The 13745-nt window shown below is 54.3% G+C and carries 13 protein-coding genes and 1 riboswitch; of the genes, 2 read left to right on the forward strand and 11 right to left on the reverse strand.

Annotation, left to right across the window (positions count from 1 at the left end):
• Positions 1 to 10: 10 nt before the first annotated feature.
• Together BLQ36_RS06540 and BLQ36_RS06545 are read right to left on the reverse strand one after the other, a co-directional pair.
• Positions 11 to 511 (reverse strand): GNAT family N-acetyltransferase, encoded by a 501-nt coding sequence (locus BLQ36_RS06540; RefSeq protein WP_081342251.1) that lies wholly within the window; start codon positions 509 to 511, stop codon positions 11 to 13.
• Positions 508 to 2295, reverse strand: coding sequence for a B12-binding domain-containing radical SAM protein (locus tag BLQ36_RS06545; RefSeq protein ID WP_318260929.1), 1788 nt, complete (start codon positions 2293 to 2295; stop codon positions 508 to 510). Before BLQ36_RS06545 ends, BLQ36_RS06540 begins: the two co-directional genes overlap by 4 nt.
• 123 nt (positions 2296 to 2418) lie before the next feature.
• Between BLQ36_RS06545 and pepF the strand changes: the two genes are divergently transcribed.
• On the forward strand, positions 2419 to 4218 hold the full coding sequence (gene pepF / locus BLQ36_RS06550) for an oligoendopeptidase F (protein ID WP_074514742.1): 1800 nt from the start codon (positions 2419 to 2421) through the stop codon (positions 4216 to 4218).
• 108 nt (positions 4219 to 4326) lie between these two features.
• Entirely contained in the window at positions 4327 to 4518 is a 192-nt protein-coding gene (gene rpmB, locus BLQ36_RS06555; RefSeq protein ID WP_033169802.1) for a 50S ribosomal protein L28, read from the forward strand.
• A gap of 160 nt (positions 4519 to 4678) precedes the next feature.
• Here the strand turns inward: rpmB and BLQ36_RS06560 are convergent, their stop codons facing one another.
• The 9 genes from BLQ36_RS06560 to BLQ36_RS06600 all read right to left on the reverse strand — a co-directional run bounded on the left by BLQ36_RS06560 (position 4679) and on the right by BLQ36_RS06600 (position 13730).
• A complete protein-coding gene (locus tag BLQ36_RS06560) occupies positions 4679 to 5467 on the reverse strand; it encodes a response regulator transcription factor (protein WP_074514743.1) in 789 nt (262 codons plus the stop codon).
• A 345-nt stretch (positions 5468 to 5812) separates the two neighbouring features.
• On the reverse strand, positions 5813 to 6526 hold the full coding sequence (locus BLQ36_RS06565) for a M48 family metallopeptidase (protein ID WP_074514745.1): 714 nt from the start codon (positions 6524 to 6526) through the stop codon (positions 5813 to 5815).
• On the reverse strand, positions 6523 to 7404 hold the full coding sequence (hslO, locus tag BLQ36_RS06570) for an Hsp33 family molecular chaperone HslO (protein ID WP_074514746.1): 882 nt from the start codon (positions 7402 to 7404) through the stop codon (positions 6523 to 6525). The genes BLQ36_RS06565 and hslO overlap by 4 nt, the downstream gene beginning before the upstream one ends.
• A 47-nt stretch (positions 7405 to 7451) precedes the next feature.
• Entirely contained in the window at positions 7452 to 8009 is a 558-nt protein-coding gene (yfcE, locus tag BLQ36_RS06575; RefSeq protein ID WP_074514747.1) for a phosphodiesterase, read from the reverse strand.
• A gap of 28 nt (positions 8010 to 8037) precedes the next feature.
• Entirely contained in the window at positions 8038 to 8505 is a 468-nt protein-coding gene (ribE, locus tag BLQ36_RS06580; RefSeq protein ID WP_074514749.1) for a 6,7-dimethyl-8-ribityllumazine synthase, read from the reverse strand.
• Positions 8506 to 8529: 24 nt separating this feature from the next.
• Positions 8530 to 9741: a bifunctional 3,4-dihydroxy-2-butanone-4-phosphate synthase/GTP cyclohydrolase II gene (locus BLQ36_RS06585; RefSeq protein ID WP_074514750.1), complete on the reverse strand. Its 1212-nt coding sequence runs from the start codon at positions 9739 to 9741 to the stop codon at positions 8530 to 8532.
• A 16-nt stretch (positions 9742 to 9757) separates the two neighbouring features.
• A complete protein-coding gene (locus BLQ36_RS06590) occupies positions 9758 to 10393 on the reverse strand; it encodes a riboflavin synthase (protein WP_074514752.1) in 636 nt (211 codons plus the stop codon).
• 4 nt (positions 10394 to 10397) lie between these two features.
• A complete protein-coding gene (gene ribD / locus BLQ36_RS06595) occupies positions 10398 to 11492 on the reverse strand; it encodes a bifunctional diaminohydroxyphosphoribosylaminopyrimidine deaminase/5-amino-6-(5-phosphoribosylamino)uracil reductase RibD (protein WP_318260936.1) in 1095 nt (364 codons plus the stop codon).
• A 101-nt stretch (positions 11493 to 11593) separates the two neighbouring features.
• Positions 11594 to 11710, reverse strand: a riboswitch (FMN riboswitch).
• A 49-nt stretch (positions 11711 to 11759) separates the two neighbouring features.
• The gene (locus tag BLQ36_RS06600; protein WP_074514754.1) at positions 11760 to 13730 is read right to left on the reverse strand and encodes a methyl-accepting chemotaxis protein; all 1971 of its coding nucleotides are present in this window, start codon (positions 13728 to 13730) and stop codon (positions 11760 to 11762) included.
• Positions 13731 to 13745: the final 15 nt, after the last annotated feature.

The following is a 13745-nucleotide window of genomic DNA, read 5'->3' on the forward strand; positions in this document are numbered from 1 at the left end:
TTTTCCGTGCTCATGCTGCCGTTGTCAGTGCTTTTAAAAACAACAGTACCTTTCCACCTTTTTGATTCCTATAAACATATCCGTCCGTTTCAAACTGCAATTTTTCATGCAGCCGGATGCTCGCGACATTGTCCGCCCTTACCTGGTCTTGAACAATGGCAAAACCTTTTTCCCGCACGCATTTCTCCAGCTGTGTCAAAGCCATAAACGCATAGCCTTTTTTCCGTTCGCCTTCCCATACGTCAACACCGAAGGAAACGACGCTTTTGCTATGTTCAAACCACGAGCAACCCCCCACGATTTCATCGTCATGCACAATGGCCAGCATCGCAAACCGCCTGCCACAACGTGTCTTCTCATTCCACTCGCGAATCAGCTGCTCAATTTCCGCCCGCGCTTTCGCAGGATATCGTTTTTCCTGAACAACTGCCGCATCACGCAGCACAAAGTGCCTTAAAACTATCATATATCTCACCACTAATTTATCTTTTTTACAATCAAAACCAATCACTTATTCGCCCTGTCATCGATTTCCAAATTTATCCTTTGACATACTGGTTCGCCCGCCGTGTAGTCGAACAATACCGCCGTCTGTTGACGAGTCAATGTTTTGTCTTCTGCCTCCATTACATGGTAGCCAAAGATTTCAATATGGTACTTCTTGTTGACGTCCCGCCAGTTGGTAAATTCATAGCCCGGCAGGTACTCGCGTACGCGGCTCGGGGCGCCTTTCCAGAAGTCCGCGGTGATATCCTGATAGCGCTGGCGGTTCCAGCCAAGATTCTCGGGACGGATGCGGCCGCCGTCGGCCAGCAGGGCATCAAAGCGCAGGAGATTGTCGAGCAGTTCTTCATCGAGGGCGTAGACTTCGCAGGCAAAGTCCCGCAGATAGCCATAGAGATTTTTCGTGCTATGGCCGATTTTATGGAACCCTTTTTTCTCCCACCAGTCGGTGAATTTCTGCCAGAAGGCAAAGGCATCGCCCGCCTCCTGCTCCCGGATGATATAGGCAGCGGTCTTGCGGCAGCGGCCTGCGTTGTAGTAGAGCTCAAAGACCATCTCAAAGCTGTGGAACCAGCGAATCTCCCCATAGCTTAGGGCATCGGTCACGAGCACTTCGTAGGGGGCCATGGGCATGTACTGATAGCCATAGGGGGTTACGAGATTCATCATCGTTGCCCCCTTGAGGAATTTCAAAAAGCCCAGCTGAAGCATATCGGTCTGCAGTTCGTAGACATCGTTAAAGGAACGCTGGAACGACGCCATGCCTTCCCCGGGCAGGCCGATGATGAGGTCCACATGCAGATGCATATTGTGAAAACTCATGATGCGATTGATATGCGCCTTGATGTCCTGCCAGTGATTGACCCGGGAGACAGCCTTGAGCGTCTGCTCATTCGTGGACTGGATGCCGATTTCGAGCTGCACGCGGCCCTTGGGCAGCTGGCTAAGCACCGTCAGCACTTCTTCGTCTAAATAGTCGATGGCCACCTCAAAATGAAAATTCGTGCGGCACGAATCCGGCAGGGCCAGCAAATATTTCAAAATCGGCAGGAAATGGCTCTTCTTGGCGTTGAACGTGCGGTCGACGAACTTTACCTGCCGCACATCATGGCGCACGAAAAAGTCAAGCTCGGAAAAAACGCGCGCAAGCGGCAGGAAGCGAACCCCCGCCGTCGCACAGGACAGGCAGTAAGCACACGAAAACGGACAGCCGCGCGACGTCTCATAGTAGAGAATGCGCTCGCAAATATCTTCCATTTCTTCTTCGCGATAGGCAAAGGGCACCGCAGCAAGATCTGCCACCGTCACATCATGCCCCTCATGAACGGCACCATCGGCGCCGCGCCAGGCGATGCCGCGGATTTCTGACTGGTCAAGCAAGGCACTGACTTTTGACCGGTCAAATTGACAAGTCAAAAGCTGACTTGTCAATTGGCGGATTGACTCTTCGCCCTCGCCCCGCAGGACATAATCCACCATGGGAAATTCCCGCATAAAGTCCGCCGTGCCATAGGACACCTCAGGCCCACCACAGATGATGATGGTATCCGGAAGGGCCGCTGGCAGCAAACGCAACAGCCGTTTTACCACCTCGATATTCCAGATATAGCAGGAAATCCCCAAGACTTTTGGCTGCTGCTCATAGATTTCCCCGAGCATGTCCAAAAGCTGATGATTGATGGTAAGCTCCAAAATCCGCGATCCCGGCACGGCCTCGCGCAAATAACGAATGGCCAGGGACGTATGGGAATATTTGGCATTGATGCCCAGCCATAAAATATCTTCTGTCAAAATCGTTCTCCTTACTATAGCAAATGCTTTCTATATAATATCTACTTATTCTACCACATTACGCTTCCCCTTGGTATGTGTTATAATAATTGAGAACAACTTTCTAATAGAGAGGACGATAGTATGACAAGTCAAAATAAATTAGCCCGCCGGGAGGACATTCCTGCAGCAGACAAATGGCATCTTCATGATATTTTCGCCACCCACGCCGATTGGCAAAAGGCCCGGGATGCCATCGAAGGTCAGCTGGAAACCATCCAGCAGTTTGCCGGAAAGCTCTCCGTCCCCCAGCAGCTCCTGGACTGCCTGACCGCCGTCGACACCATGGAAATTAATCTTAGCGCCGTCTTTGCCTATGCGCGCATGATGGCCGATACCGATACGGCCAATCAGGAATATCAGGCCGATACCGCCAGCTGCCTGCCGCTCCTAGACAAAGCCTCGGCGGCCTGCGCCTTCATCGAGCCTGAGCTTCTGTCCCTGCCCGAAGAAGCCCTGCATACCATGGCCGATAAACTACCGGGCCTAAAAAAATACCAGTTCCGCTTCCAGGACCTCTTGCGGGGCAAGGAGCATGTGCTGACCACGGAGCAGGAGGCCTTCCTCGCCCGCACCGGCGAAATCCGCGCCACGGCCCGCAATACCTACACGGTTATGACCAATGCGGATATGAAATTCCCTGACACTCTGGGCGAAGATGGCAAGCTTACGACCCTCTCTGAGAGCCGTTACATGCAGTTCATCCGCTCCCAGGATGGCAAAGTGCGCGCCGATGCCTTTCACAAGCTCTTTACCACCTATCTTTCGTTCCGCAACACCTTTGCCAGCCTCTACAGCTCCTCGGTGAAGGCCAGCCAATTCCTAAGCACCACCCGCAAATATCCTTCGATGCTTGCTGGGGCCCTCGATGCGGGCAATATTCCCGTCAGCGTCTACGAGCAGACCATAAAGGTCACCCACGAGTTTTTGCCCGAGCTCCATCGCTACATGAAGCTCAAGAAAAAACTCTTAGGCATCAACGAGCTCCATATGTATGACCTCTACGTGCCAGTAGTAGAAAAGCCGAAAACGCCGTATACCTACGACGAGGCCCGCCATATCTTAAAAGAAGCGCTGGCTCCCTTAGGCCAGCAGTATCTTGCCGACCTCTTTGCGGGTCTTGATGGCGGCTGGGTGGACCGTCTTGAAAACGAAGGCAAGCGCAGCGGCGCTTACTCCTGGGGTGTCTACGGCGTGCACCCCTTCGTACTCATGAGCTGGCACGATACCTATGATGCCGTCTCGACGCTCGCCCACGAGATGGGCCATAGCATGCACAGCTTCTACAGCGCCAAGAATCAGGAATACACCAATTCCGAATACACGATTTTCTGCGCCGAAGTCGCCTCCACCACCAACGAAAACCTGCTGCTGGAGTACATGCTAAAACATGCCGATGAAAAAGAACGTCTCTACTATCTAAACCTCTACCTCGAGCAGATTCGCACGACGGTATTCCGTCAGGTGCTCTTTGCCGAGTTTGAAAAACTCACCCACGAGGCCGTCGAAAACGGCGAGGCCCTGACCGCCGACAAACTCGAAGGCATCTGGATGGACCTTAACCGGAAGTATTACGGCAACGGCGTCGTGCTCGACGATGAACTACGCGCTGAGTGGTCACGCATCCCGCACTTCTACCGCCCCTTCTACGTCTACCAGTACGCCACGGGCTATGCGGCTGCCATGACGCTCTCGGAGAAAGTCCGCACCCAGGGCCAGCCAGCGCAGCAGGCTTATCTTTCGTTCCTCGCCAGCGGCGGCAGCGACTACTCCATCAAGCTACTGCAAAGGGCCGGCGTCGACATGACGAGCCGCGAGCCGTTTGCCATCACGTTCCGCAAATTCAGCCAGTGTCTCGATCAGCTTGAAAAAATTATCAAATAATTTCCGGCTGTCAAGGTTTACTACTTGCAACCTGTGGGAATTTATGCTAGAATATTTGTATTGTGTTGTTAGGGGTAACTATGCTCCTACGTTAAGGAGGTGTAACACATGGCAAGTGTTTGCGAAGTTTGTGCAAAGGGTCAGCTGTCTGGTAACAACGTCAGCCATTCCCACCTGAAGACGAAACGTGCTTGGAAACCGAACATCCAGCGTGTCCGCGCTGTTGTTGACGGCGAAGTCAAACGTGTTAACGTCTGCACGCGTTGCCTGCGTTCCGGTAAGGTTCAGCGTGCCCTCTGATTTGCGCATAATATCAGAAGCTGATATATCATAAAGAAAGCGAAAGAGCTCGTCTCTTTCGCTTTCTTTATTTGTATCGTATCGCTATCAGAAAAGCATGAGCCCCACTGCTATCGCGGTGGGGCTCATGCTTTTCTGAACCATTCGATTCTATTTTCCCTTAAATACACTTAGGCATTACGCCTTCCAATACACAGCGGCACATCACCGAGGCGCGATTGGGTTCCTTCATCTTCTTGCAGATGGCATAGACGTGTTTTTTGACAGTGCTTTCCGCACTGTTCACCCGTTCGCCTATCTGACGGTTCGACCAGCCGCGGCACAACAAACTCGTAATCTCGATTTCCCGTTCCGTTAGCCCAAAACGCTGCTTTAACACCAACCGGATTCGCTGGTTCGTGTCGTTCTGCGGATGGAAGCGATACAAGCGCTGGGCAATATGGGGCTCAATGCAGCGAAGCTTCATCAGCTCCAAGTCCGTGAAATTTCCCATTTCCTTTGGCCGCAACAATCCGAATTTCCCCAGCAACAGATTGTTTTTTACCAGCCACAATTTGCAGCTGTAATGCATGCCAATAGGCTTTCGCACCTGCTGGTAAAAATCCGAATTCTGCAGGAATTCTTCGCTTAACACATCCGTATCCCGAAACACTAGGGACTCCTTGCGCCACTCCAGGGAGCGGTACGGATAGGATTTCCCCAGGCGGATGGCTCTAGCGGCCATCTCTTCAAAAGCCGGTGCCTCCGGGCTCCACTTATAACTCAGGGGCCGCACATGGCATTTTGCATCCGCCTCATTCATCATCATAAAGGAAACGCCGCACGCAAAGGGAACCAGGCTTTCCAATGCTTCAAAAACCGCCTGGCGATATTCGTCGACGCTGGCCTCATAACATTTCAGCACAGCCATGGTCATCACGCGGCATTCATTTTCATCCAAATAAAGCATATCCCTTGCCTCTCTCATCTCTCATTCTCATTTTATTATAACCCCATTATCCCTATTTTGCTATAACGAAAATCCCCGCATCGGTTCGGAGCCCCGCCAACTTCCCCACAAAACAAAGAAGCGAGCCCTTAAAGGCCCGCCCCCAAAAACATATAATCCCCTATACCACTCAGCTTCCCCAAGCCTCATAGCAGCCACCGGAGAATCGTTTCGCTAAACGTACCAGGAAACAATTCATCCCTCTTAATCCATTCCGATGGCTTCTCTATTATAAGAGACCTTTTCCACCTTTACAATTCATCGGTAGTAGGAGTTATTGGTGTTTTACCACTTTAGTAGTATACTTTACGCAAAATCTGCCAGCTGATTCAGCTCCTGCCGGATGCGCCGCCAATCGGGGCAAACCTTATCCATCCTTGCCTTGAAGGCCGGGCCGTGATTATGCACCCAAAGATGCGTAAGTTCATGGAGCATGACATACTCCAAAGCCTCCGGCTTATACTTGGCCAGCTGCAAGTTAAGCCAAACCCGGGCCTTTAGGATGTTACAGGTACCCCAGCGGGTCTTCATGTTGCGAATGCGGCACTCGGCGGCTTTTTTGCCGACAACGGCCTCACAGCGCGGCAGCAGCTTAGGGATAGCCTGCTCCAGCTGGCGGCGGTAGAGACCGTTGACGATTTCCCGTCGCTGTTCCACCGTTGCATAAGCTGGAACCGTGAGGATAATCCGGGAATCCTTGCAAACCACCGAAGCCCGGCGGCTGGCGGAATCCCGCACCACCAGGTCATAATAGACACCCCAAAGGGGAACTTTATCCCCCGTCTGATATTGACGGGTCAACTTTTTCTGCTCCGCCTTTTCCCATATGGCCTGCTGCTTTTTTTCCACCCACTGCCAGTGCTGGCGCAAAAAATCAGTAATACGTTCCCGCTTCATGCGAAGAGGCGCAGTTACCTCAATACGGCCAGCGGGCTTTTGCACCCGCAGGTACATGTTTTTGATTCGCTTGCGCTTTAGGTATATGACCTGCCCAGCGAAGGGAAAGATTTCCTCCGTCATCCCTGGCGGCGCTTTTCGGACTCGTCAAAGATTGCCTGCAGTTCCTCACCGGAAAACTCGTATTTCTCGTTGCAGAAATGACAGCAAACTTCAGCATGGCCATCATCCACTAAGGTCTGAAGATCCGCCTTGCCCAGACTCAGCAGCACTTCGCTGATGCGCTCCTTCGAACACTGGCATTTAAAGGCCAGATCCGTCGTCGTCATGTAGTTGACATCAAAGCCCTGCAGGAGCTCCGCGATGATGCCCTTGGCATCGAGACCGCGCTCCACCATGTGCGAGACGGAATTTACCGTGCGCAGATTGGCTTCGAGCTTATCGATGCATTCGTCGGTGGCATCGGGCAGCGGCTGGATGATGAAGCCGCCCGCACCGATGCACTTGAAGTCAGGATTCACCAGCACACCCAGGCCGACGCTGGACGGCGTCTGCTCGGAGACGTAGAGGTACTTCGTGAGGTCGTCGGCAATCTCGCCATCGGTGATCTCCGTGCTGCCCGTGATGGGGTTCTTGAGTCCCGTGAACCGCGTGACCGATACCATGCCCTTGCCGACGCCGCCGCCCACATCGATTTTGCCCAGGCTGTTAAGAGGCAGATTGACATGGGGTTCGTCGATATAGCCGCGCACAAAGCCCTCCGGCGTTGCATCAGCCGTCACCTTGCCCAGCGGGCCATCGCCATCGAATTTTATCGTCAGGGCTTCTTGGTTCTTGAGGTTGGCTGCCATCAAGAGCGCCGCCGTCATGGTGCGGCCCAGGGCTGCTGCCGCCACCGGATAGCAGTCATGGCGGCGGATGGCCTCGTTGACCAGGTCCGTCGTCACCGCCGCATAGATGCGCACACCCTCAGCCGTTGCTTTTACTAAATGGTCTTTCATGAATATTTCCTTCCTAAAAGGCCTTCCCCGCTGGGGAAGGCTAATCTTTAAATCGTATGTTGCATAAGCACTTCATCCGTATCGATATCGTAGATCCGGATTGTGCGGTCTTCGAGCACCGCATAGGTATTGCGGCCATCTTCCCGCTTGGAGAGCGCCGCCGAGCCAGGATTTAAGAATACGGTCTGGCCACGCTTTTCCAGCACCGTCGTATGGATGTGGCCGCTGATGAAGAGATCCGCCTTTAAATGGGCCGCCATCTTGTCCTTTTCTTCATCGGTCATGACGCTGTCGCCATGGGTGACGATGATGCGCAGCCCCTCGTAAACCACATAGGCATAAGGTGCCTGCACGGGAAGTTCCAGGCAGCTGGCATCCACCGAGGAATCGCAGTTGCCCTTGGCGATGATGACCGGCACCGGGCAGCTGTTGATTTTGGCCACGAGGCCCGCCGGATTGTAGTCCGCCTTCATGGGATTGCGGGGGCCGTGATAGAGCACATCCCCTGCGTGCAGAATCATATCGGCATCATGGAAAGCCTTGTCAAAGGCCGTCTGCCAAGCCCCTTCATGGCCGTGGGTGTCACTGATAATACCAATTTTCATCGAAATTCAGCTTCTTTCCTAAACGCGATTAACCGATTTTCTTGAGCAGGTTCGCCATTTCCATAGCGGCCATAGCGCTGTCGGAACCTTTGTTGCCAGCCTTCGTGCCAGCGCGCTCCACTGCCTGCTCGATGTTCTCCGTCGTCACGACGCCGAAAATCGTCGGCACCCCCGTCTGCATGCCAACCTGAGCCGTACCTTTGGAAACCTCGTTGCAGACATAATCGTAATGGGTCGTCGAGCCACGGATGACCGCACCCAGGCAGATAACGGCGTCGTACTTGCCGCTTTCGGCCATTTTCTTAGCCACCACCGGGATTTCAAATGCCCCCGGTACCCAGGCCACATCGATATCAGCATCGTTGGCCTCGTGACGGTGCAGCGTGTCCAGGGCGCCGCCTAAGAGCTTGCTCGTGATGAACTCATTGAAACGGGCTACGACGATGCCGAATTTCAGCCCTTTTGCTGTGATAAAACCTTCGATTACATTTGCCATGATATATTACCTCCTATAGGAACCTTACTTCAACGTCTCTTCGTTCAAGAGATGGCCCATCTTTACTTTTTTGACTGTCAGATAGTTCTTGTCGAACTTGTTGGCATGAATCATCAGCGGTACCCGCTCGGTAATCGTAAGACCATACCCCTCAAGACCAGCCCGCTTAGCCGGATTGTTGGTCATCAGCCGGATGCTGGTAAGCCCCAGATCCGCCAGAATCTGAGCACCAATGCCGTAGTCCCGCAGGTCCGGTGCAAAACCGAGCTCCACATTGGCCTCCACCGTATCGCGGCCCTTATCCTGCAGGGCATAGGCCCGCATCTTGTTAGCAAGGCCAATGCCACGGCCTTCCTGACGCATGTAGAGCACGACGCCCTCGCCGGCCTTTTCGATTTTTTCCAAGGCCGCATGGAGCTGGTCACCGCAGTCACAGCGCATGGAGCCCAGCGCATCACCCGTCAGACACTCGGAATGGACGCGCACCAGCACGTCTTTCTTGCCCTTGACGTCGCCCTTGACGATGGCCAGATGGCATTTGCCGTCCAGCTTGCTCTCATAGGACTTGATGCGGAAATGACCGAACTTGCTGGGGAAATCCACATCAGCCACCAGCTCCACAAAGGATTCGGTGCGCTTGCGGTACTCGATGAGAGCCTGTACCGTAATCATGTGCAGACCGTGCTTCTTGGCAAACTCGATGAGTTTCGGCGTGCGCATCATGTGACCATCGTCGTCCATGATTTCACAGCAAAGGCCTGCCGGATAGAAACCAGCCAGCCGCGCCAAATCCGTGGTCGTCTCCGTATGACCGGCACGGCGCAGGACACCGCCCTCCACAGAGCGCAGCGGGAACACGTGGCCCGGACGGCGGAAATCCGACGGACGCGCCTTGGGGTCTAAAAGCTTGCGAATGGTCAGGCAGCGCTCATAAGCCGAGATACCCGTATCCGTCTCATGGGCGTCAATGGAAACCGTAAACGCCGTCTCATGGTTATCCGTATTGTTGACCACCATCTGGCCGATGTTAAGCTCATCGAGGCGCTTGCCGTCAATGGGCGTGCAGATGAGCCCCTTGGCGTATTTGGCCATAAAGTTGACATCTTCGGGGGTCACCGTTGCGGCGGCCACGATAAGGTCGCCTTCGTTTTCGCGGTCCTCATCATCGACCACCACCACCATTTTGCCATTCTTGATATCTTCAATGGCCTGCTCTACTGTTGCAAAATCTGCCATAATCTTTCTCCTTCACTTAAAAACCGTTCTCCAGCAGGAAGGCCCGGGAAAGACCGCCGGCCTTCTTCTGCTCTTCCTTTCCTGCCAGCATCTTTTCCACGTATTTTCCCAGCACATCGGTTTCAATATTTATCCTGCTGCCCGCCTTCTTGCTGCCAAGATTCGTGACCTCCCGGGTATGGGGGATAAGGCTCACGGTAAAATCCGTATTGTTTACGGCCGCCACCGTCAGGCTGATGCCATCGAGAGCCACCGAGCCCTTTTCCACGATGTAGCGCAAAAGGTCCGCCCCTGCCGCAATCTTCATCAGGATGGCATTGCCTTCCTCTTTAAAGGAAACAATCTCGCCGGTGCCGTCGATATGGCCGCTGACGATATGGCCGCCCAAGCGGCTGGCAAGGGTCAGTGCCCGCTCAAGATTTACAGGACTGCCCTTGGAAAGCTCCGAAAGCGACGTGCGCCGCACCGTCTCGGGCATCACATCCGCCGTGAAATGATTCTTGTCAAAGGAGGTCACCGTAAGGCAGACGCCGTTTACGGCGATGCTGTCGCCTAAGGCCACATCCTCCACCACTTTCTGGCAGTCAATGGCTAGCTGCCCGCCGCCAATGCGCCGGATATGCCCGACCTCTTCAATGATTCCTGTAAACAACGTCTCACCTCCGCGTCACATAACCTGTGAGCAAAATATCGCCATTCATCGACTCCGTCGTAACCCGATTAAGCTCCACGGCATCGGAAAGTCGCGCAAAGCCTTCCCCCTCCACCGGGGTCAGCGCCTCCCGCCCGCCGATAAGCTTCGGGGCGATGAAGGCATGGACTTTATCCACCAGGCCTGCTTCAAGCAGCGAGAAATTTACGCGGCCGCCGCCCTCGACAAATACCGAGCAGACTTCCCTCTCACCAAGCTTTGCCATCAGGAGCTTTAAGTCAACCTGCTCGCCGCTGCCCGCCGTGATAATCTCTGCACCGGCAGCCTTTAAAGCCTGTACGCGCTCCTTAGGTGCCTGCTCCGTCACCGCCACAATAGTCGGCGCCGCCCCGTCCGTTACCACCTTAGCCGTAAGCGGCGTGCGGGCCTTGCTGTCGACAATGATGCGGATGGCATTTTTCCCTTCACACCCTGGAATCCGCGTCGTAAGGCTCGGGTCGTCTTTTAACACCGTGCCGATACCAGCCAATATGCCATCATAAATATCCCGCAGCTCGTGGACCCGGCGCCGAGAAGTCTCATTGGTAATCCACTGGGACTCTCCCGCAGCCGTTGCAATCTTGCCGTCAAGCGTCATGGCAGTCTTGAGCACCACAAAGGGCATCTTCGTGGTAATCCACTTGAGGAACACTTCGTTTAACGCCACAGCCTCTTCTTCGAGGACTCCACAGGTAACCTCGACGCCGGCATCTTCTAAAATCTTGATGCCCTTGCCTGCCACCAGAGGATTGGGATCCCGCATGCCAATGACCACCCGGGCAATGCCTGCCTCGGCCACTGCCTTGGCACAGGGGCCCGTGCGACCATAGTGGGCACAGGGCTCAAGCGTCACGTAAAGCGTTGCGCCGCGCGCAAGGTCTCCTGCCATATTCAGCGCATGAACCTCCGCATGGGGGGTGCCGGCCTTGCGATGCCAGCCCGCCGCCACGATACGGCCCTCCCTTACGATCACAGCTCCCACCAGGGGATTGGGCGAGGTACGCCCCTCCGCATTGCGAGCCATTTGCAGGGCTACGCGCATAAAATCTTCATCCTGCAATCCTATCACCTCAGATTCCTTCATCTTAGGTTTGTGATTGAGACCAAAAAGACCAGCGAAAAGATTTCTCTTCTCGCTGGCCTAAATCGCATGTAAAACCAACATGCCTTTTCTCATCCCGACTATACGGTCGGCTCCGGAATCTCACCGGATCATGCTCCCAAGGGCTCGCGGGCTATACCGCCGGTGGGGAAATGCTCCCCGCCTCAAAGACAAATCTCACGTCTTATTATAGCACGCTTTTATACTTTCTATCAATAATTATTGTCAGAACTTGAATTTCGCCGTAGCATCCTGCAGCTCTGTCGCCATGTTAGCCAGGGCCTGGGATGCCGAGGCAATTTCCTCGGTGGATGCCGACTGCTCTTCCGTTGCTGCCGAAATCGTCTGGGTATGGGCAGCGGTCTTGCTGCTGACCTCGTCGATTTCCTCCATGGTACCCACAATGGAGCTGGCACCGGCAGAAACCTTGTGCACCCGAGCGTTCATATTCTCGACTTCTTCCTTGATGTCATGAACCTTCGCGATGATGCGGCCGAACTGCTCGCCGACCTCGCGAATCGCATCGGTACCAAGCTTGATCTGCTCCGTGCTGGACTCCATAGAGCCCACTGCCTGGTTCGTATCGCTCTGAATCGTCGTGATGTGGCGCTTGATATCCTCAGCAGCTTCCTGGGATTCAGCCGCCAGCTTGCGAACTTCCTCAGCTACAACGGTAAAGCCGCGGCCCTGTTCACCGGCCCGGGCTGCCTCGATAGCCGCATTGAGGGCCAAAAGATTCGTCTGCTCAGCAATAGCCGAAATCGTCTCCACAATCTTACCGATCTGCTCACTGTTCTTGCCCAGCTGAGAGACGATGGCTGCCGACTCCTGGGAAGCCTTTTCAATCAGGGCCATCTTGTCCATGGCATCCTGCATAAGCTGGCTGCCTGCCGTAGCCGTTTCGTTGGTCTCGTTCGTGCGATCGTTGACATGCTCCATGCCTTTTGCCACATCATCGATATGGCCTACGACTTCCTCCACCACATTTTTAGCATTGTCCACGCTTTCCGCCTGGTCGCTGACACCCTGAGCCACGTCACCGACGGATACGGCCACGCTGTTGGCGGCCTCTGCCGACTGCTGAGCGCTGGCCGTGAGTTCTTCGGAGGATGCTGCCACCTGCTCAGCGGCGGCGCTCATCTTCTGGATGAGACTGCGGATGTTCTTGTTCATGGTATTGAAAGCCTGGGTGAGCTGACCGATTTCATCGGAGCTTTCCACCGGCAGCTCGGCCATGCGCAGATTACCATCAGCCAGCTGCATAGCATGCTCGTTAAGCCCCAGGATTGGACGCGTTATCTTCTGGGCAAAATACTGGCAGACAACCATCATGAGAGCAAAGCCCACGAGGGTCAACAGGCCAAATACCCAGCGCATGTGCTTCAGCGAGGCAAAGACGAAATCCTCCGGCACCGCAATGCCGATAAGCCATTCCGTCGACGGCACTTTGGCATAGGCAAAGACAACATCCTGGCCGTCACTGCTCGTGGTAAAGTAGCCCGAATCCTTGCCCTGCATTTCCTTGAAATGCTCACCAAAGCCATCGACTTCAGCAAAATTCTGCATAGGCTTGCCAAGGCCAGCCGTTGCCAGGATGTTGCCGGATTTCTCCATGATGATGCCCTGGCCTTCGCCATGGTACTCGATATTCTTTACCTGTTCCCCCAGCGCATCGAGAGCGATATCGTTGCAGACTGCACCGACGAACTGACCATTGGCCTTGACTGGTGCAATGGCCGATACCACCAACTTGTTGGTGATGGCATCCACATAGGCCTCGGTAAACTCCACCTTGTCATCCTTTTTCACCTGCTGATACCAGGGGCGCTGGGTCGGGTCCTTTTGACCGGTCATATTGCCACCGGTGGAGGAGGCAAAATACTTATCCTCCATGCCCAAGGTCACGCCCATGACATCGGCCTCCGAGGATGCCGCCTGAAGCGCCGCATTGGTCTGCATGCTGGCCTTGTCCCCATTGTAAGCCGTCATGACATTGGCCGTATGCGCCGTCGACGACTGCTTTGCCATCAGCCAGCCGTCCATATCGGACACCTCTTTGGCAACAACTGCCCGCAGCTCGTTATCGACGCTCTGCTGCAAATCCGAACTTGCCAGGTAGTAGCCGATGATGGACACCGCAGCCATCAACGCTCCTACGATACCAGCCAACACGATAAACTTTTGTCTGATTCCCATTTACCCTTCTCCTTT

This window comes from Selenomonas sp. WCT3 (genome assembly GCA_900100835.1).
Classification (GTDB): Bacteria; Bacillota; Negativicutes; order Selenomonadales; family Selenomonadaceae; genus Selenomonas_A; species Selenomonas_A ruminantium_E.